At 62.8% G+C, this 17,646-nt stretch carries 18 protein-coding genes; 7 read left to right on the top strand and 11 right to left on the bottom strand.

Going from position 1 to position 17,646, the window contains the following annotated elements:
* Positions 1-12: 12 nt before the first annotated feature.
* The 6 genes from D7D26_RS02190 to D7D26_RS12740 form a co-directional block, all read right to left on the bottom strand.
* Entirely contained in the window at positions 13-1,314 is a 1,302-nt protein-coding gene (locus D7D26_RS02190; protein ID WP_120371848.1) for a dihydroorotase, read from the bottom strand.
* A gap of 53 nt (positions 1,315-1,367) precedes the next feature.
* Complete coding sequence (locus D7D26_RS02185) at positions 1,368-2,594, bottom strand: Zn-dependent hydrolase (RefSeq protein WP_120371847.1); 1,227 nt, start codon at positions 2,592-2,594, stop codon at positions 1,368-1,370.
* A gap of 12 nt (positions 2,595-2,606) precedes the next feature.
* Positions 2,607-3,887 carry a TRAP transporter large permease gene (locus tag D7D26_RS02180; protein ID WP_120371846.1) on the bottom strand — a complete coding sequence of 427 codons (1,281 nt, stop codon included), beginning with the start codon at positions 3,885-3,887 and terminating at the stop codon, positions 2,607-2,609.
* Positions 3,888-4,346, bottom strand: a complete 459-nt coding sequence (locus D7D26_RS02175) for a TRAP transporter small permease (protein ID WP_078015664.1) — start codon at positions 4,344-4,346, stop codon at positions 3,888-3,890. It abuts the gene before it with no gap.
* Between the two features lie 168 nt (positions 4,347-4,514).
* Entirely contained in the window at positions 4,515-5,516 is a 1,002-nt protein-coding gene (locus tag D7D26_RS02170; RefSeq protein WP_120371845.1) for a TRAP transporter substrate-binding protein, read from the bottom strand.
* A gap of 66 nt (positions 5,517-5,582) precedes the next feature.
* Positions 5,583-5,717, bottom strand: coding sequence for a hypothetical protein (locus D7D26_RS12740; RefSeq protein WP_255415961.1), 135 nt, complete (start codon positions 5,715-5,717; stop codon positions 5,583-5,585).
* 17 nt (positions 5,718-5,734) lie between these two features.
* On the opposite strand from D7D26_RS12740, the gene D7D26_RS02165 reads away from it, so the two are divergent.
* Positions 5,735-6,688, top strand: coding sequence for an MBL fold metallo-hydrolase (locus tag D7D26_RS02165; RefSeq protein WP_120371844.1), 954 nt, complete (start codon positions 5,735-5,737; stop codon positions 6,686-6,688).
* 204 nt (positions 6,689-6,892) lie between these two features.
* Here D7D26_RS02165 and D7D26_RS02160 read toward each other — a convergent pair whose 3' ends face one another.
* Genes D7D26_RS02160 through D7D26_RS02150 form a run of 3 tightly spaced genes read right to left on the bottom strand, consistent with a single transcriptional unit; the run spans position 6,893 to position 9,629 of the window.
* Positions 6,893-8,134 (bottom strand): dicarboxylate/amino acid:cation symporter, encoded by a 1,242-nt coding sequence (locus D7D26_RS02160; protein ID WP_120371843.1) that lies wholly within the window; start codon positions 8,132-8,134, stop codon positions 6,893-6,895.
* A 24-nt stretch (positions 8,135-8,158) separates the two neighbouring features.
* Positions 8,159-9,319: a UxaA family hydrolase gene (locus D7D26_RS02155; protein ID WP_120371842.1), complete on the bottom strand. Its 1,161-nt coding sequence runs from the start codon at positions 9,317-9,319 to the stop codon at positions 8,159-8,161.
* Between the two features lie 13 nt (positions 9,320-9,332).
* Complete coding sequence (locus D7D26_RS02150; protein WP_078015669.1) at positions 9,333-9,629, bottom strand: UxaA family hydrolase; 297 nt, start codon at positions 9,627-9,629, stop codon at positions 9,333-9,335.
* 109 nt (positions 9,630-9,738) lie between these two features.
* Here D7D26_RS02150 and D7D26_RS02145 point away from each other — a divergent pair, with 109 nt between their 5' ends.
* The 4 genes from D7D26_RS02145 (at position 9,739) to D7D26_RS02130 (ending at position 13,537) form a co-directional block, all read left to right on the top strand.
* Positions 9,739-10,692 (top strand): LysR family transcriptional regulator, encoded by a 954-nt coding sequence (locus tag D7D26_RS02145; protein WP_120371841.1) that lies wholly within the window; start codon positions 9,739-9,741, stop codon positions 10,690-10,692.
* Between the two features lie 328 nt (positions 10,693-11,020).
* The gene (locus tag D7D26_RS02140) at positions 11,021-11,761 is read left to right on the top strand and encodes an ABC transporter ATP-binding protein (RefSeq protein WP_078017124.1); all 741 of its coding nucleotides are present in this window, start codon (positions 11,021-11,023) and stop codon (positions 11,759-11,761) included.
* Positions 11,762-11,763: 2 nt separating this feature from the next.
* Positions 11,764-12,690: a SufB/SufD family protein gene (locus tag D7D26_RS02135; protein WP_078017125.1), complete on the top strand. Its 927-nt coding sequence runs from the start codon at positions 11,764-11,766 to the stop codon at positions 12,688-12,690.
* A 277-nt stretch (positions 12,691-12,967) separates the two neighbouring features.
* On the top strand, positions 12,968-13,537 hold the full coding sequence (locus D7D26_RS02130) for a manganese efflux pump MntP (RefSeq protein ID WP_120371873.1): 570 nt from the start codon (positions 12,968-12,970) through the stop codon (positions 13,535-13,537).
* Between the two features lie 71 nt (positions 13,538-13,608).
* On the opposite strand, the gene D7D26_RS02125 is transcribed toward D7D26_RS02130, so the two are convergent.
* Together D7D26_RS02125 and D7D26_RS02120 are read right to left on the bottom strand one after the other, a co-directional pair.
* Entirely contained in the window at positions 13,609-14,772 is a 1,164-nt protein-coding gene (locus D7D26_RS02125) for an amidohydrolase (protein WP_120371840.1), read from the bottom strand.
* A gap of 37 nt (positions 14,773-14,809) precedes the next feature.
* Positions 14,810-15,064: a hypothetical protein gene (locus D7D26_RS02120; RefSeq protein ID WP_078017127.1), complete on the bottom strand. Its 255-nt coding sequence runs from the start codon at positions 15,062-15,064 to the stop codon at positions 14,810-14,812.
* Positions 15,065-15,228: 164 nt separating this feature from the next.
* Here D7D26_RS02120 and D7D26_RS02115 point away from each other — a divergent pair, with 164 nt between their 5' ends.
* Both D7D26_RS02115 and D7D26_RS02110 read left to right on the top strand, forming a co-directional pair.
* Positions 15,229-16,140: a peptidylprolyl isomerase gene (locus tag D7D26_RS02115; protein ID WP_120371839.1), complete on the top strand. Its 912-nt coding sequence runs from the start codon at positions 15,229-15,231 to the stop codon at positions 16,138-16,140.
* 156 nt (positions 16,141-16,296) lie between these two features.
* On the top strand, positions 16,297-17,505 hold the full coding sequence (locus tag D7D26_RS02110) for a MalY/PatB family protein (RefSeq protein WP_078017129.1): 1,209 nt from the start codon (positions 16,297-16,299) through the stop codon (positions 17,503-17,505).
* Positions 17,506-17,646: the final 141 nt, after the last annotated feature.

Raw genomic sequence — 17,646 nt, 5'->3', positions numbered from 1 at the left:
CAACGGACCGTTTTATACAACCGATTGCACGAAAGTTCTTCGATCGCAGACGATCCGCCCGCCCAACACGGTCATCAGGACCGTGCCGCTCAGCGTCCAGCCGTTGAACGGACAGTTGCGCGACTTCGATTTGAACTTCGCCGCGTCCACGCGCCAGCGGCGTTCGGGATCGAACAGCGTCAGATCGGCCGGCGAACCGGGCTGAAGACGAACGGGCGGCAGCTTGAAGATCCGCCGCGGCGCGGAGCTCATGCGCTCCACCAGCGAGGAAAGCGAAAATCCGCGCTCGCGGCACAATCCGTCGAGGCACAGCCCCAGCGACGTTTCCAGACCGATGATGCCGTTGGGGGCCTTGGCGATGCCGAGGGCTTTTTCGGCCGGCGTGTGCGGCGCGTGATCGGTGGCGACCACGTCGAGCACGCCGCTCATCAGCGCCTCGCGGATCGCCGCCGCGTCGTCGGCCGTGCGCAGCGGCGGGCTCATCTTGGCGTTGGCGCCGCATTCGAGAATCGCCGTTTCGTCGAGGAACATGTGATGCGGCGTGGCCTCGCCGGTAACGGCGACGCCGCGGGCTTTCGCCGCCGCGATGATCTCGACGCCGCGGCGCGAACTGACATGCTGCGCGTGCACATGCGCGCCCGTCTTCTCGGCGAAGAACACGTCGCGCATGATCATCAGCTCCTCGGCCAGCGCCGGCGCGCCGGCGAGCCCCAGTTTTTTGGAGATCTCGCCGCGGTTCATGGAGCGGTCGCCTTCGAAGCCGGGAGCCTCGCAGTGAACGCTCACGGGCAGGCCGACGGCGGCCGCTTTTTCCATGGCTTCGTAAAACAGCGGCCCGCTGCCGACGGTGAGGCCGTCGTCGGTCAGGCAGACCGCGCCGGCTTCCTTCAACGCTTCGAAGTCGGTCAGTTCTTTGCCGCCCAGCCCCTTGGTGACCGCGCCCCCCGGATAGATGCGGCAGTCCATGGTCCGGTTGCGCTCGATGCAGCTGCGGATCAGCTCGGGCGAATCGACGGCCGGCTTGGTGTTGGCCATCGTCACCACGGTCGTGAAACCGCCGTTGGCCGCGGCGGCGCAGCCCGTCTCCAACGTTTCCTTTTCGGTCTGGCCGGGATCGCGGAAATGCACGTGCAGATCGACCAGTCCTGGGGCCAGGACTGCGCCGCCGCAGTCGATCTTTTCGGCGTCCGCAGTCGGCAGCAGCTCGGGGCCGAGGGCGGAAACGACGCCGTTTTCGACCAGCAGATCGCCCCGCATGTCCATTTTCAGATCGGGGTCGATCAGGCGCGCTTTTTGAAACAGGATCGGTTTCATGAACAGCCTCCTTATAAAAATATCCGTGGGATTCCGGAGTCTTCGTAAAAAAGTTACCGAACGATGTCTTTCACCGCCTGGAGCAGCACTTCATAGCCGGGACGCACGCGCCGCCAGTCCACCGTTTCGGCCGGGTTGTGGCTGACGCCGTCCTTGCACGGCACGAAAATCAGCGCCGAAGGGATCAACGTGGCCATGTACATGGCGTCGTGTCCCGCGCCGCTGGGCATGTGCCGGTATTTGACCTGCAAGTCTTTGCAGACGTTTTCGAGGCGGCGCGCCAACAGGCCGTCCATGGCGACGGGCTTGTCGGCCGAGTAGAGCGTGAAGTTCGCCCTCACGCCGCGTTCGGCGCAGACGCTTCCGACGCGCGCCTTGATCTCGTCGCAGGCGCGGCGGATGCTTTTTTCGACGATGCCGCGCACGTCCACTTTCAACACGACTCGCCCCGGCACCACGTTCATGGCCCCGGGGTAACACTCGCACACGCCCACGGTGGCGACCGTGCCGAACTCGCTTTCCTCACGTCCGGCGCGCTCCGCGGCGAGGATTATCTCCGCCGCCGCGGCCATGGCGTCGTGGCGCAGGTTCATCGGACAAGCGCCGGAATGGGCCTGTTCGCCGATCACTTCGAGCATGAAACGCGTCGGCGCGGCGATCGCCTCGACGATGCCCACGTCCTCGCCGTTCCAGTCGAGCACCGGCCCCTGTTCGATGTGCAGTTCGAAATAAGAGTGATACGACGCCGGCGCCAGGCAGTCGCGCGGGATCCGCTCGGGCCGCCCGCCGAAATCGCGCAGCGCATCGAGCAGCGTCACGCCCTGTTTGTCCTTGAAGCGCAGCGTGTCCATCAGCGACAGATTGCCCGTCGCCGCTTTGCTGCCGATCGTCGCCAGCGAAAAGCGGCTCGATTCCTCCGCGGTGAAGACCACCACCGACAGCGAACGCCGCGGATGCGGATTTTCGGCAAGGAGGTCGCGCGCCGCGCCCAGCCCGCAGGCCACGCCGAGCACGCCGTCGTAGCACCCGCCCTCGGGCACAGAATCCAGATGCGAGCCGATCACCACGCCCGGCTGGTCCGCGCTTCCCTCGAAACGTCCCCACAGATTGCAGCAGGCGTCGGTCGTCACCGACATGCCGAGCGATTTCATCTCTTCGATCACGATCTCGCGCGCCTGACGGTCCGCCTCGGTCAGAGCGAGGCGGGAAACGCCCCGCTCGCCGCGCCCGGTCTGCGAGATCGCCGCGACCAGTTCGCGGACGCGCTCGAAACCCGACATTCCCCGCGCTCCCTAACGGCCGTACACCAGCGCCGGCAGGAAGGTTGAAAGCGCCGGCACGTAGGAGATCACCAGCAGGCCGACGATCGAGACGATGATGAACTTCGTCACCGCGCCGATGATCTTCGACATCGGCAACCCGGTCACGCCCGCGGCCACGAACAGGTTCAGTCCGAACGGCGGAGTGAAGTTGCCCAGCGCCAGGTTGGAGACCATGATGATGCCCAGATGCAGCGGGTCGATGCCCATCTGCTGGGCGATCGGGAAGAACAGCGGCGCGAGGATGACGATGGCGGCGATACCTTCCATGAACATGCCCACGATCAGCAGAATGACGTTGACCATGGCGATGAACGCCCAGGGCGTTTTGATGTTTTCGATGATCGCCGCCGTGACCATCTGCGGGATGCGCGCCACGGTGAGGAACCAGGCGAAGCTCGTGGCCGCGGCGACGAGGATCATCACTTGCGCGCAGGTCACGGCCGAACGCAGACACACGTCGAACAGTTTCGCCCAGGTGATCTCGCGGTAGACCGCCACGCCGACGAACAGCGCGTAAACGGCGGAGATCCCCGCCGCCTCGGTGGGCGTGAACACGCCGCAGTAAATGCCGCCGAGGATGATCACCGGCACCATCAGCGACCAGCCGGCTTCCAGCGTGTTGCGGACGATCTCGCCGCGGCTGGAGGGCGCCGAGACCTTGAGATCGTGATGGCGCGCGAAGTACCAGATGTAGACGACCGTCGCCAGCCCGTAGACGATCCCGGCGCTGACGCCCGACATGAACAGCGAGCCCACCGACACGCCCGTGGCAGCCGCGTACATGATCAGCGTCACGCTGGGCGGGATGATCAGCGCCACCGATCCCGACGACGCGATCAGACCGGCGGAGAAATCCTCGGGATAGCCGCTTTCGATCAGCTCGGGATAGAGCACGCGCCCCATGGCGACCACCGTCGCCGGGCTGGAGCCGCAGAGCGCGCCGAAGATCATGCAGGTGCACTGCGTCGTGTAGGCCAGTCCGCCCTTGCGCGCCCCCACGAGGCTGCGCGTCCACTTGAGGATACGCTTGGAGAGTCCGCCCGTGTCCATCAGATTGGCGGCGAAGATGAAAAACGGCATCGACATCAGCGAAAACTTGTCGAGTCCGCCAAACATGCGCTGCGCCAGCACCATCGGATCGAGTCCCGTGAAGAGCAGCATCGAAACCAGCACGGCCGCCGCCAGAGCGACGAAGATCGGCACGCTGCCGAACAGCAGCGCCAGCAGCGCGCACATCAGAAAGACCGTCATCTAGGCGCCCTCCTTCCCGAAAGCGGCCTGAACGAAACGCAGCGCCATCAGCGCCGATCCCAAAGGCATCGCCAGATAAGGGATCCACATGGGGATTCCCATCGCCGGCGAAGTCTGCTCGAGTTCCACGGTGAACCGCACCAGCTGATAGCTGTACCGGAACAGCGTCGCGCAGAATCCCGCCGCGATCAGATAGACCAGACGCGTCAGCGCGCCGGCCATTTTTTCGGGCAGCACGCCGAGCAGAAAGTCCATGCGGATATGCGCCCCCCGCCGCACGCAGACGCTGCCGCCGATAAAAGTGATCCAGATCATCAGATAGCGGATCAGCTCTTCGGCCCAGCTCGTGCTGGCGCTGAAAACATAGCGCAGCACCACGTTGACGAACAGCACAAGAGCCGTTGTCAGCAGAGCGGCCGCACAGAAAATCTCCTCAATCCTGCCGAGGAACCTGAGCATTTTTCGATCTCCTCCCAGTTTCATGCAACGCATCATGAATATAAAAACGAAAGGGGCGAACCTCCTGCAGGAGCCGCCCCTTAATTTTCCGCTCTTGAAAACCCCTTTCGCCCCTCATTTTTTCTCGAAGAGTCATGAGCGGGCGAAAGTCTTCTGCCAGTCCGCCGCTCAGCGGGCCTCCTTGGCTTCGTAGACCGCTTTCAGCAGCTCCGCCTTGGTCGCCGAGCCCTCGACGAACTTGTCGTGCAGCGGCTTGCTGACCTCGATGAACTTGGCGCGGTTCTCGTCCGTCAGTTCGCCGACGGCGATCTTGGACTGTTTGATCTGCTCGAGGAATCTGGCCTCGCCCTCTGCCTGCGCCAGGCGTTCCGCCACGCGGGCGCCGCGTTCGCACTCGACGATCAGCTTCCGTACGTCCTCGCCCTGCTTCTCGAACCAGCGCCTGTTGACGATGAACAGATAACCGAGGAACCCGTGATCGGAGATCGTCAGATAATCCTGCACCTCGTACAGCTTGGCCATGGCGATGGTCTGCAAAGGATTCTCCTGACCGTCGACGATGTTCTGCTGCAGCGCGTTGTACAGCTCGGCGTACTCGATCGGGATCGGATTGGCGCCCCACGACTTGTACTGCTCCACCAGCTGCGGGCTGGGCATGACGCGGATCTTCATGCCCTTCAGATCCTCGGGCGCGTTCACCGGCCTGCCCTTGGTCGTGATCTGTTTGAAACCCGAAGCCCACAAGCCCAGGGTCTTGAAGCCCTTCTTCTCGCAGAAGGCGTAGAACTTCCCGCCGACTTCGCCGTCCATGATGCGGTACAGCTCGTCCTTGTCGGCCCACAGAAACGGGAAGTCGATGACGCTCAGTTCCTCGACGAAAGGCGTCAGCACGGAAGTGGGCTGCACGGACATCTCCAGCGTGCCCATCTGCACCATTTCGGCCTGCTCGCGCATCGAGCCCAGCTGCATCTGCGGGAACACGTCCACGGTGATCCTGCCGCCCGATTTCTCTTCCATCAGCTTTTTGAACGTCTGGGCGCCGACGTCCTCCGGGCTGCCGACAGGCTGGTTGTGACTGAGGCGGACGTTCATCGCCGGGTACTCCGCCGCGGCCAGCGAGGCCGGGGCGATCAGCGCAGCGGCGAGAAACAGACTTGCCAACTTCTTCACGTGCGATCCACTCCTTTGAAGGATAACGAACTTTTCCTCCGCCGCGAAATCTCGGAGGCCGGTCCATTATAGCAAGGCGCCGCGAACCGTGCAATCGGTTTCAGGAAAGGCGAAAGACAAAATCCGCTCCGGCATCCTCCGCGCCCGGCGCTGGAAAAAAATTTCCGCCGCGGTACAATAAACCACGTCATCGCTCTTCATACAAGGAGGTTTTCGCCATGACCCGGACAAACGACGTCCGCCCCGTCGCCGCCGCCGGCGGCGAGTCGCTCGACCTGATCCGCCTGCCGCTGGACGGCCGGCCCGGCTTCGAGGAGTTCCTCGGCGCCTGGCTGCTGCGCGCTCCCGGCGAAACCGCGCTGGTCGACTGCGGCGTGGCCGGTTCCTACGCGCGTCTCAAAAAAGCGCTGGACGACCTGGAAGCCGCGCCCGACCTGCTGCTGCTCACCCACATCCACCTCGACCACTGCGGCGCGGCCGGCTGTCTGTGCCGCGATTACCCGCGGCTGAAAGTGTTCTGCTGCGAGCGCGCCTCCCAGCACCTGATCTCGCCGCAAAAGCTCTGGCAGGCCACCGCCGCTACGCTCGGCGAAGCGATGGCCGCCGCTTACCGGCCGCCGCTGCCCGTGCCCGCTTCCGCTCTCGTCGCGCGCGAACAGCTGCCCCCCGCGTGGCGCGTCATCGACACGCCCGGGCACGCCGCTCACCACGTCTCCTTCCTGCGCCGCTGCGCGGGGCGGCGCCTCTGCTTCGGCGGCGAAGCGCTCGGCGTCATCCCCGGCGACGGCGCCGCGAGCTGGTTCGCCGACGGCCGGCGGCGGGACGGCATCCGTCCCGCCACGCCGCCCCGCTACGTGCCGGAAATCGGCCGCGAGAGCATGAGAAAGCTCGCCGCCGCCGACTGGGACCTGTTCTGCGCCGGGCACTTCGGCGCTTCGTCCGACCGCACGCTGCCCGAACGGGCGCTGAAGCAGAACCTTTTCTGGGAAGAAACGATCGCCCAGGCCCTGCGAGACGGCCTGAGCGAAGACGAAACGGTCGAATTGCTGCGGCGCGAAGACCCCGAACTGGCCAACCTCGTCGCCTATACCGAAAGCGCGCAGAGCCGCGAAGCGTACTTCCTCGGCAACAGCGTGCGCGGCTTCGCGCGCTTTCTGGGCGAGAACGCCTGACGGCCGGGGCATCCGCGGCGCCCGAGAAGACGTGCTTTGCTTTGCCAAACGCAAAAATGGACGGCACACAAAAAATCCCCGGCGCCGAAAAAAATGGCCGCCGGGGATTTTTTTGCGTGCCGCATGTCCCGCGCGAAACGCGGACGTCCGCTCCATGCCGACGCGGTCTTCTCCGCGTTCCGGCGCCGGGGCGCCTTTTCGCGGTCACTGTCCGCCAGTCGGCTCCGGGGCTTTGAACGTGCCTTCGGAACGGGAGACGATCAGCGCCGTGGCCGCGTCGCCGGCGATGTTGGGGATCACGCGGGCCATGTTGAGGATGCGGTCGATACCGGCCAGCAGCCCGATCGCTTCCATGGGCAGATGGACCGAGGTGAGCACGATGGTCAGCATCACCAGCCCCGAGCCGGGCACGCCGGCGGTGCCAATGGAAGCCAGCGTGGCGGCGAGCATGATCATGACCTGATCGGCGACGGTGAGCGGTACGCCGAAGATCTGGGCCGTGAAGACCACGGCGATGGCTTCGTAGATGGCGGTGCCGTTCATGTTCATGACGGCGCCGAAGGGGATCACGAAGTTGGCCGTCTCCTCGTCGACGCCGAGTTTCTTCGTGCATTCGAGGTTGAGCGGGATCGTGGCGACGCTGGAACAGGTGGCGAAGACGAAGGTCATCGCTTCCTTCATCGTTTTCAGGAAACGGAGCGGGCTGACGCGCCCGATCACGCCGGCCATCAGACCGGCCTGAACGACGACCAGATAGAGGAACGAGGCGATGTACATGGCCGCGATCGCCTTGATGTAAGGGATGAGGATATCCGGGCCGTTGGCTCCCACGACCTGCGCCATCAGGCCGAAAACGCCGTAGGGCGTGAACTCGAGCACGATGGTGGTGATCTTTTTCATCGCTTCCTGTCCGGAGCGGAACATGTCGAGCAGCGCTTGCCCCTTGGGGCCGATCTTCATCAGCGCGAAGCCCAGCAGCAGCGCGAAGAAAATGATCTGCAGCAGGTTCTGTTTCGACAGGGCCTCGAAAGGATTTTTGGGGATAACGTTGATCAGCGTGTCGAGCATTGAGACCTGTTTCGCCGCCGTCTTCGCCGATTCCTTGGCGAGCTCAATGCTGACGCCCGTGCCGACCTGCATGAGATTGGCGAAGATCAGGCCGATGACGATGGCAAGTGTGGTGCTGACAAGGAAGACGACCACCGTCTTCACGCCCATGCGTCCCAGCTTCTTGCCGTCGCCCACGTCGGCGGCCGCACAGACCAGCAGGCAGAGCACCAGCGGCGCCACCACCATGGTCAGCAGGTTAGTGAGGATTGTTCCCAGCGGTTTCAGCACCGCGGCCTGCCTGCCGAAGATCAGCCCCGCGGCGACGCCGAGCGCGAAGCCGATCATGATGCGCGTGAACAGGCTCAGTTTGTTCCACGGTTTAAAGATGAATCCCATTTCTCTTCCCCCTTTAATGAAAAATCAAACGAAGCGGCAGACGTGATCGATCGCGATGTCGGAGAAGCCGTAGGCTTCGGCCTTGGTCATCTTGCCGTTACAGACGTCTCCGATGATCTCAAGGAGCTCCCTGCCGCTTTCCCGATACGTCGTCGTGCCCTTGATGATGCCGCTCAGATCGACGTCCATGTTGTCGTCCATCATCCGATAGGTGCGGGCGTTGCCCGTCACCTTGAGTACGGGCACGATGGCGTTGCCCGTCGGCGTGCCGCGCCCCGTGGTGAAGATCACGGCGTTGCAGCCGCCAGCTACCATGGAGGTGACGGAGGAGATGTCGTAACCGGCCGTGTCCATGACGATGGCGCCGTGCTTCGTGGGGCGCTCGGCCTGCGCCAGCACTTCGACGATGGGGCGGGTGCCGCCCTTGCGGATGCAGCCGAGGCTTTTCTCGTCGAGCGTGGAAAGGCCGCCCGCCTTGTTGCCGGGCGTGGGCTGACCGGCGCGGCAGTCCTGCCCTGCCGCCTTGAGGTGTTCTTCGTAATCCCGGCAGATCTCGATGATCTTGTTGTGCAGTTCCGGCGTCGCCGCACGCCGGGCGACGACGTGCTCGGCGCCGATCCATTCGATGGACTCGCTCATGATCGTCGAAGCGCCGAGATCCACGAGCAGGTCGCTGAGCTCGCCCACGGCGGGATTGCTGGCGATGCCCGAGGTAGCGTCGGAGCCGCCGCACTCGATGCCCAGAAGCAGATTCGATATGTCACACCATTCTTTTTGCTGCATGGCGGCTTCGGCGGCCATGTCGCGCGCGGCGCGGACAGCTTTTTCGATGGTTCTGAGCGTGCCGCCCTCTTCCTGAATGCCGAAAGAGACCACGGGCTTGCTGGTCATTCCCCGGATTTTTTCGCGCAACTGCGCGTGCCCCACCGTCTCGCAGCCAAGGCCAATGATGACGACACCGTAGACGTTGGGATTGCAGGCGAAACCCGTCAGCACTTTCTGCGACATGGCCGTGTTCGCCGCCACGTCGGAACAGCCGGTGTTGAAAATGATGTTCACGGCGCCGCGCACCTGCGACGCGATGATGCGCGCGCTCTCGCTGCCGCAGGCACACGTGGGCAGGATCAACACGTGATTGCGGATGCCCGCGCGCCCCTCCTGGCGTTTGTATCCCCAAAACTGCATCGTTTCCCCCTCCTTATACCATTTCACTGGCGTAGTCTCGCGGCACGCTGAAGATGTTCTCGTGCGAGACCCAGTGCCCTTTCGCGATCGGTACCAAGGTGCGGCCGATCAGCTCGCCGTACTTGATCACTTCGTCCCCCTCGTCCAGCGGGACCAAGGCGACCTTGTGGCAATAGGGAATCGTCTCCTCCGCCGTGAGCGTGCAGAGCTCATCGCCGTGGCGATAAACGACCGGCGCCCCGGCCGGCACCTCTTCGACGCAGGTGACCACGTTGTCTTTCTCATCCATGAGCAAAGCGTTGATGTTCACATTCAATCCCCCCTTGAAAGTCGAATATCTTGCTTGACGTCATCATACGGCGGCAGTAACATAAATTCAATTACTGGAAATTTATTACACCATAAGGAGAATTTATGTTATGAGACAGGTGCTGGAGTACGTCTACGAGGTCTACAAAAGCGGCAGCCTTTCGAAAGCGGCGGAAAAACTGTATATCACGCAGCCGGCGCTGAGCATGGCGATCAAAAAAATCGAGTCGTCCATCGGCATGACGCTGTTCGACCGCAAGGTGCGCCCCTTTCAGCTCACCGAAGCCGGCTGGCTTTACATCAACGCGATCACACGCATCAAAAAAATCGAGGCGGAACTGACGCAGCGGATCGGCGACATCAACGACCTCCAAACCGGACACGTGCGCATCGGCGGCTCCCACTACATCAACAGCTACATCCTGCCGCCGGTGTTGTCGCGCTACAGCCAGCTTTATCCGGGCATCGCCCTGGAGCTGGTCGAGCACAGTTCGGCCGTCCTCGCCAAGATGCTGGAGGAACGCGCCGTAGACCTGACGTTCAGCTGCAACGAACTCTTCATGGAGGACTTCGAGCGCTATCCCATGTTCAGCGATCGCATTTTGCTGGCAGTGCCCCGCGCCCATCCGTTCAACCGCCGATACCGAGCCTTCGCCCTGCCGCCGCGCGGCGTCATGAGCGGCCATCATCTGCATGGGGATTGTCCCGCGCTGCCCGCCGAGCGCTGCGGAGAGCTTGAGTTCATCTCGCTGATGCCCGGTAACAATCTTCACGACCGTATGCTGCAAATTTTCGCCGCCGTCGGCGTCAAACCGCGCCTCAAGATTGAGCTGAGTCAGCTCGCCACCACCTATCATCTGGCGGCAGGCGGCTTCGCTGCCGCTTTTGTGAGCGACCGTATGGTCACGGCCGCGGCGACACCGCTGTGCTTTTACAGGCTCGATTCGCCGCTGGCGACGCGGCAGTTTTACGCGCTCCTGCCCAGCCGCGACTACACAGCCAAAGCGGTGCGGCGCTTTATCCAGCTCGTCGGCGAAGTCCTGCGTCCGAAAGCGCGGGCGTAGGGGCAAAGGCGAGCTCGTTTTCGAACGGCGGAGCGCTCTCAGCGGTTCCCCTTCCGCGAAGGAATGTTCCACGTGGAACATTTTCCGCCTCTCTCCCGGCGGCGACCGCCCGAAAGCGGAACGCGTCAATTCCGACGGTTCTTATTGACTAACACGCCGCGGTCATGACACAATGGCCGCGGCGTTTTTCCCGCGGGAAAAAGCATCTTCCGTTGTCCCGCCAACGAACATTTCACCTAAAATGTGATAGAGTAAAAACGGGAACGGAGAGGGGCTTCGCGCCTTCGCCCCGGATCCGGGGGAACAAAAACGAAGGGGGTTGCCAGCCATGCTGGAATTGAAAAATATTTCCTTCAGCGTCGCCGAGGACGTCGGCCGGAAGGAGATCATCCACGATCTGAGCCTGAAAGTGGACAACAGAAAATTCGTCGTCGTCACCGGCCCGAACGGCGGCGGCAAATCGACGCTGGCGCGCCTCATCGCCGGCATCGAAAAGCCCACGGGCGGCCGCATTTTTCTCGACGGCGAAGACGTCACCGATAAAAGCGTCACCGAGCGCGCCCGCATGGGCATCGGCTTCGCCTTTCAGCAGCCGGTGCGCTTCAAGGGGCTGGAGGTCGTCGACCTGCTGCGTCTGGCCGTCGGCAGAGAACTTCTCGTCAGCGAGGCCTGCGAGTATCTGGCCGAAGTGGGACTGTGCGCGCGCGACTACATCAACCGCGAGGTGAACGCTTCCCTTTCGGGCGGCGAGCTGAAGCGCATCGAGATCGCCACGGTGCTGGCCCGCCGCGCCAAGCTCTCGGTCTTCGACGAGCCGGAAGCGGGAATCGACCTGTGGAGCTTCCAGAATCTGATCCGCATCTTCAAAAAGATGCGCGAGGACATCAAGGACAGTTCGATCGTCATCATCTCCCATCAGGAACGCATCCTCAGCATCGCCGACGAGATCGTCGTGCTGGCAGAGGGACGCATCGAGAAGCAGGGGCCGCGCGCGGAAATTTTCCCCGCGCTGGTCGGCACGGAGTCGGCCGTCGACGTGTGCCACAAGCTGAAACAGGGGGAGGCTTAACCATGGTGCAGCTGGACGAGATCCAAAAACGCCTGCTGGCGGAAGTGGCCGACCTGCACAAGGTGCCGACGGGAGCGTACAACTTCCGCGCCAACGGCCAGCTGGCCGGGCGCAGCAACACCGCCCACATCGAGATCACCTCCAAGGCCGACGGCACAGGGATCGACATCCGCATCGCTCCGGGCACGAAGAACGAGAGCGTGCACATCCCCGTCGTCGTCAGCGCCAGCGGCCTGAAGGAAACGGTCTACAACGACTTTTACGTCGGCGACGGCAGCGACGTGCTCATCGTCGCCGGCTGCGGCATCGACAACTGCGGCCGACAGGACGCCGAACACGACGGCGTGCACCGCTTTTACGTGGGCAAAAACGCCAAAGTCCGCTACGTGGAAAAGCACTACGGTTCCGGCAGCGGCGAGGGCAAGCGCATCCTCAACCCGCAGACGGAAGTTTACATGGAGGACGGCAGCTCCATGGAGATGGAGATGGTGCAGATCAAGGGCGTCGATTCGACGCAGCGCATGACGATCGCCGAGCTGAAAAAGGACGCCCGGCTCGTGGTGCGCGAGCGCCTGATGACGCACGGCGACCAGCAGGCTGTCAGCGGTTACCGAGTTGCGCTGAACGGCGAAGGTTCGAGCGCGGACGTGGTGTCGCGCTCCGTGGCGCGCGACGCGTCGTTTCAGAAGTTCGACGCCTGCATCGTCGGCAACGCGCCGTGCAGCGGCCACACCGAATGCGACTCGATCATCATGGACCGGGGCAAGATCCTCGCCGTGCCCTCGCTGGAAGCTAACAACGTCGACGCGCAGCTGGTCCATGAGGCCGCCATCGGCAAGATCGCCGGCGACCAGATCGTCAAGCTGATGACGCTGGGCCTGAGCGAACAGCAGGCGGAAGAGCAGATCATCAACGGTTTCTTGAAGTAAAACGACTCGTTTGTCTTGACTAACACGAGGCGGCGGTGTCACAATACGTTCCGTGAGGGAGTAGCACGCGCTCGGCACGGAGCGCAGCACGTCAACATGCTGGCCGCAAAGGTCTGGCGTGCTTTAAACTGCGAGACTCATGTATAACTGTCAGGCTATACATGAGGACGATCGAAAAAACGACATCCGGGTATAGCCGAGGCTATGCCCGGATTTTTCGTTTCCGCGGGGACGGGCGATCATTCGGAATGGGGTGGCCGAAGTGAATTTGAATTTCATGTTTGTGCTGAACTGCGCGCTGTTGGGCGTGGGGCTGTCGATGGATGCCTTTTCGGTGTCGATGGTCAACGGGCTGAATGAGCCGCGCATGAGCGCGCGCCGCGGCTGCGCCGTCGCCGGCGTATACGCGTTCTTCCAGGCGCTGATGCCGATGGCGGGCTGGGTCTGCGTGCGCACGATCGTCGAAGTTTTCTGTTCCTTCCGGAAGATCGTGCCGTGGATCGCGCTGATCCTGCTGCTTGGCATCGGCGGCAAGATGGTGTTCGAAGGGCTGCGCGGCGGTCGCGAGGATCGCGCCGCGCTTCAGCTGACGCCCGCCGTGCTGTTTTTGCAGGGGATCGCCACGTCGATCGACGCGCTCTCGGTCGGCTTCACGATCGCCAATTACGACTGCGCCGCGGCGCTGGCGGCCTCGCTGATCATCTCCGCCGTCACGTTCGCGGTCTGCGCGGCGGGACTGCTGATCGGCAAGAGGATCGGCACGGCTCTGTCCGGCCGGGCGACGATCCTCGGCGGCGCGATCCTGATCGGCATCGGCCTCGAGATCTTCGCCGACAGCGTGCTCTAGCGCCAAGACACGGGAATAAAAAATGCCGGAAGCTCAATCGCGAGCCTCCGGCATTTTTTACGGCTGAATTTTTACAACGCGCGGTACTCCACTTTGCCGTCGATCATGGTCATGACGGGGTGGCAGCGGGTGTCGAGCGGGTTGCCGTTCCACAGCACGAGGTCGGCGTCCTTGCCGGCGTCGATGGAGCCGACGCGGTCTTCGATGCCGAGGTGCTCGGCGCTGGACAGCGTGACGCAGCGCAGGGCTTCGGCTTCGGTCAGTCCGGCGCGGGCGGCCAGCGAGGCGGAGACGATCTGTCCGTAAAGCGGGATCACGGGGTGGTCGGTGAGGATGCAGATGTGCACGCCGGCGTCGCGCAGAGCGAGCAGGGTCTCCCAGCCCTGATGGCGCAGTTCGGGCTTGACGGGCACGCCGAAGGTGGGGCCGACGGCGGCCTTGACGTGGTGCGCGGCCAGCCACGGGGCGATGAACTGACCTTCGGTGCAGTGCTCGATGGTGAAGTCGAGGCCGAACTCCTCGGCGATGCGCACGGCGGTGCAGATGTCGTCGGCGCGGTGGCTGTGGACGCTGAGCTTGATCTTGCGGTCGAGCACGAGGGAAAGCGCTTCCATGTCGAGGTTGGTCTCGAAGGCTTCGCCGTCTTTGCGGCACTTTTTCTTTTCCAGATAGTTGCGGGCGTCCTGCAGGGTTTTGCGCATGATGTAGGCGTTGCCCATGCGGGTCGTGGGCGTGCGGTGGCCGTTGTCCTTGTAGACGCGGATCGGGTTTTCGCCGAGAGCGGCTTTCATGCAGGAGGGCGATTTGACGAGCATTTCCTCGACGACGCTGGCCTGCTTGAGCTTGATGATGGCGCCGGTGCCGCCGATGACGTTGGCGCTGCCGGGCAAAGTCTGCACGCAGGTGACGCCGCCTTTTTCGCGCGATTCGGCCACGTTCTTGTCGCGCACGTAGATGGAATCGAGGATGCTCAGCCCGGGCGTGACGGGGTTGGTCATCTCGTTGATGTCGCTCATGCCGTACAGTTCCATCTCTTCGGACGTGGTGATGTGAGTATGGGCGTCGACGAGGCCGGGCGTCAGCGTCAGGCCGCGGGCGTCGATGATCTCCGTGCCCTCGGGAGCGCCGAGGCGTTCGCCGACGCCGGCGATCTTCGTTCCGTCCACGAGCACCGCGCCGTTCTCGATCGGCGCGGTGGAAACGGGCAGCACGCGCGCATTGACAATAAGTTTCATACAAGGACCTCCCCTGAAATTTATAATACGCGTCCCCCTAAAGATTCCCCCAGGGAACGTTCGTCACTACGATCTGCGTCTCGTCGTCGCCGGGATGGAACGTGTCCGGCTCTTCGGCGTAGTACTCGAAAATGAATTCGCCCGAATCCCAGCGAGGGAGCACCGACCACTCTTCGGTACGGAACGCGATGGTCTCGTCGTCGATGCCGCGCAGCGCCGGCGTCATCTCCGCCAGCAAAAAGGCGAAGCGTTCCTTGAACTGGCTCCATTCGATCGTCTCTGTCTGAAGCATGGCGTCTCATCCCTCCCTGCCGGGTCGATCGTGATCCGTTAAAAGGATAGCAGATTTATACACCTTTGCAAGTGAATAAATTCGGTTATAATAGGCGATGCTGCACGAACATTTTGTGCGCTTCGCGCACAGGAAGCGATTTTTTTTAAGGAGGAATTTTTCGGATGAAAAAGTTGTTTGCCGCCGCGGCGGCGCTCTCGGTTCTTCTGGCCGGCTCGGCGTTTGCGGCCGACCAAAACTCCGGCAAAAAGGTGCTGGCCACCGTCGGCGGCGAGACGATCACGCAGGCCGACCTCGACCAGGCCATGAGCGGCTTCGACCCGCAGCAGCGCGCGGCCTATGCTTCGCCGCAGGGCCAGGCGCAGCTGTTGGACAACCTGATCGACTTCAAGGTCTTTTCGCGCTCGGGGCGCGAGCAGAAGCTGCAGAACACGGCCAAGTACAAGGAGGCCATGGCCAACCTCGAACAGCGCCTGCTCTTCACTTTGGCCACGGAGAAGATTCTCGACGAAGCCGGCAAGACGCCCGCGACCGACAAGGACGCGCAGAAGTATTACGACGAGCATAAGGAGATCTTCCAGGTCCCCGCGGCGATCCGCGCCTCGCACATCCTGATCCGCGCCGACAAGAACATGCCCGAGAAAGATCGCAAGGCCGCTCAGGAAAAGGCCGCCGATCTGATCCGCGACATCAAAGCCGGCAAGATCACGTTCGAGGACGCCGCCAAGAACAACTCCGCCGACGGCACGCGCAGCCGCGGCGGCGACCTGGGCTATTTCAGCAAGGGACAGATGGTGCCCGAGTTCGAAAAGGCCGCCTTCGCCCTGAAAAAGGGCGAGATGACCGCCAAGCCCGTCAAGACCGATTTCGGCTATCACGTCATCAAGGCCACCGACAGCCGCGACGCCTCGATCCGTCCGTTCGCCGAGGTGAAGGAAGACATCAAGGCCGACCTCCTGCGCCAGAAACAGGTCAAGGCCATCCAGGACGAACGCGACGCGCTGCGCGCCCGCTACGGCGTGAAGATCGCCGCGCCCGAGGCGCCCGCCTCCGGCGACAAAAAGCCCGCCAAGTAATGCGCCTCAAAAAAAGAGAGACTCTGCGGAGTCTCTCTTTTTTTGAGGCGGCACGTTGAGATTTTCGAAAGGGCAGAGTAGAATGGATCAGTTTCCGTATAAAACCACGCTTCGGCCGCTGCGGCCGAAATCGAACGCAGGAAGGGGAGTTTTCTCATGAAGTACGATTTCACGAGCATCATCGACCGCCACGGCCGCGACGCCCTCGCCGTAGACAACCTCGGAGCCGGCATGGCCCCTAATCCGCCCAAACCGGGGTTCGACTCGATCCCGATGTGGATCGCCGACATGAACTTCGCCACCGTGCCCACCGTGCCCGAAGCGATGATCGAGCGCGCGAAACATCCGCTCTACGGTTACTTCGCGCCCAAAAAGGAATATTATCAGTCCATCATCGACTGGCAGGCGAAGCGCAACGGCGTCGCCGGGCTCGAAGCGAAGCACATCGGCTACGAGAACGGCGTGCTCGGCGGCGTGGCCAGCGCGCTGAACGTGATCTGTTCGCGGGGCGGCAACGTGCTGCTCCACTCCCCCACCTACATCGGCTTCACCAACACGCTGAACAACAACGGCTGGCGCATCGTCCACTCGCCGCTGAAGCGCGACGCACAGGGCGTGTGGCGCATGGATTACGCCGACATGGAAAAGAAGATCGTGGAAAACAAGATCCACGCCGCCATCTTCTGCTCGCCCCATAATCCCTGCGGCCGCGTTTGGGAACGCGAAGAGATCGAAAAAGCCATGGAGATCTACCGCAGACACGACGTGTTCGTGATCTCCGACGAGATCTGGTCCGATCTGACGCTCGACGGTTATAAGCACATCCCCACGCAGAGCGTCGGCGACGACGCGCGAAACCGCACCGTCGCGCTCTACGCGCCCAGCAAGACCTTCAACCTCGCCGGCCTGATCGGCAGCTACCACATCATCTACAACGACTGGCTGCGCGAGCGCATCGACAAGGAATCGTCGCTGTCGCACTACAACAGCATGAACGTGCTCTCCATGCACGCGCTGATCGGCGCCTACAAGCCCGAGGGCTACGAGTGGGTGGACGAGCTGCGCCAGGTGCTGACGGAAAACGTGAACTACGCTTACGATTACATCAAAGAGCATTTCGACGGCGTCGATCTGGCCAAACCGCAGGGCACCTACATGCTCTTCATCGACTGCGAGCAGTGGTGCAAAAAGCACGGCAAGACCATCGACGAAGTGCACCGGGCCGGTTCCGACGTGGGCGTGTCCTGGCAGGACGGGCGCATGTTCAACGGCCCGTACAGCATCCGCGTCAACCTGGCGCTGCCGCTGTCGCGCGTCAAGGAAGCCATGGCGCGCCTGGACAAGTACGTCTTCAACGCCCGATAAAACTCGAGCCCGCCTCCTTTTTGCGGAAGCGGGCTTTTTCGTCCGCGCCGGCGCAAAAGTTTTTTCTGCGCGCGGTATGATAACATTGCCTCGGGGCGGAGCTTTTACGGCGGCACATTTCATTCGCGAAAGGAGCGGCCT

Source organism: Pyramidobacter sp. CG50-2 (assembly GCF_003612005.1).
Lineage (GTDB): Bacteria > Synergistota > Synergistia > Synergistales > Dethiosulfovibrionaceae > Pyramidobacter.
This window is presented reverse-complemented; position numbering and strand designations above follow the sequence as displayed.

Coding starts and splice junctions, on each gene's coding strand:
- D7D26_RS02190 (WP_120371848.1), bottom strand. CDS start 1,314: ATGAAACCGATCCTGTTTCAAAAAGCGCGCCTGATCGACCCCGATCTG.
- D7D26_RS02185 (WP_120371847.1), bottom strand. CDS start 2,594: ATGTCGGGTTTCGAGCGCGTCCGCGAACTGGTCGCGGCGATCTCGCAG.
- D7D26_RS02180 (WP_120371846.1), bottom strand. CDS start 3,887: ATGACGGTCTTTCTGATGTGCGCGCTGCTGGCGCTGCTGTTCGGCAGC.
- D7D26_RS02175 (WP_078015664.1), bottom strand. CDS start 4,346: ATGCTCAGGTTCCTCGGCAGGATTGAGGAGATTTTCTGTGCGGCCGCT.
- D7D26_RS12740 (WP_255415961.1), bottom strand. CDS start 5,717: ATGAAGAGCGATGACGTGGTTTATTGTACCGCGGCGGAAATTTTTTTC.
- D7D26_RS02165 (WP_120371844.1), top strand. CDS start 5,735: ATGACCCGGACAAACGACGTCCGCCCCGTCGCCGCCGCCGGCGGCGAG.
- D7D26_RS02160 (WP_120371843.1), bottom strand. CDS start 8,134: ATGGGATTCATCTTTAAACCGTGGAACAAACTGAGCCTGTTCACGCGC.
- D7D26_RS02155 (WP_120371842.1), bottom strand. CDS start 9,319: ATGCAGTTTTGGGGATACAAACGCCAGGAGGGGCGCGCGGGCATCCGC.
- D7D26_RS02145 (WP_120371841.1), top strand. CDS start 9,739: ATGAGACAGGTGCTGGAGTACGTCTACGAGGTCTACAAAAGCGGCAGC.
- D7D26_RS02140 (WP_078017124.1), top strand. CDS start 11,021: ATGCTGGAATTGAAAAATATTTCCTTCAGCGTCGCCGAGGACGTCGGC.
- D7D26_RS02135 (WP_078017125.1), top strand. CDS start 11,764: ATGGTGCAGCTGGACGAGATCCAAAAACGCCTGCTGGCGGAAGTGGCC.
- D7D26_RS02130 (WP_120371873.1), top strand. CDS start 12,968: ATGTTTGTGCTGAACTGCGCGCTGTTGGGCGTGGGGCTGTCGATGGAT.
- D7D26_RS02125 (WP_120371840.1), bottom strand. CDS start 14,772: ATGAAACTTATTGTCAATGCGCGCGTGCTGCCCGTTTCCACCGCGCCG.
- D7D26_RS02120 (WP_078017127.1), bottom strand. CDS start 15,064: ATGCTTCAGACAGAGACGATCGAATGGAGCCAGTTCAAGGAACGCTTC.
- D7D26_RS02115 (WP_120371839.1), top strand. CDS start 15,229: ATGAAAAAGTTGTTTGCCGCCGCGGCGGCGCTCTCGGTTCTTCTGGCC.
- D7D26_RS02110 (WP_078017129.1), top strand. CDS start 16,297: ATGAAGTACGATTTCACGAGCATCATCGACCGCCACGGCCGCGACGCC.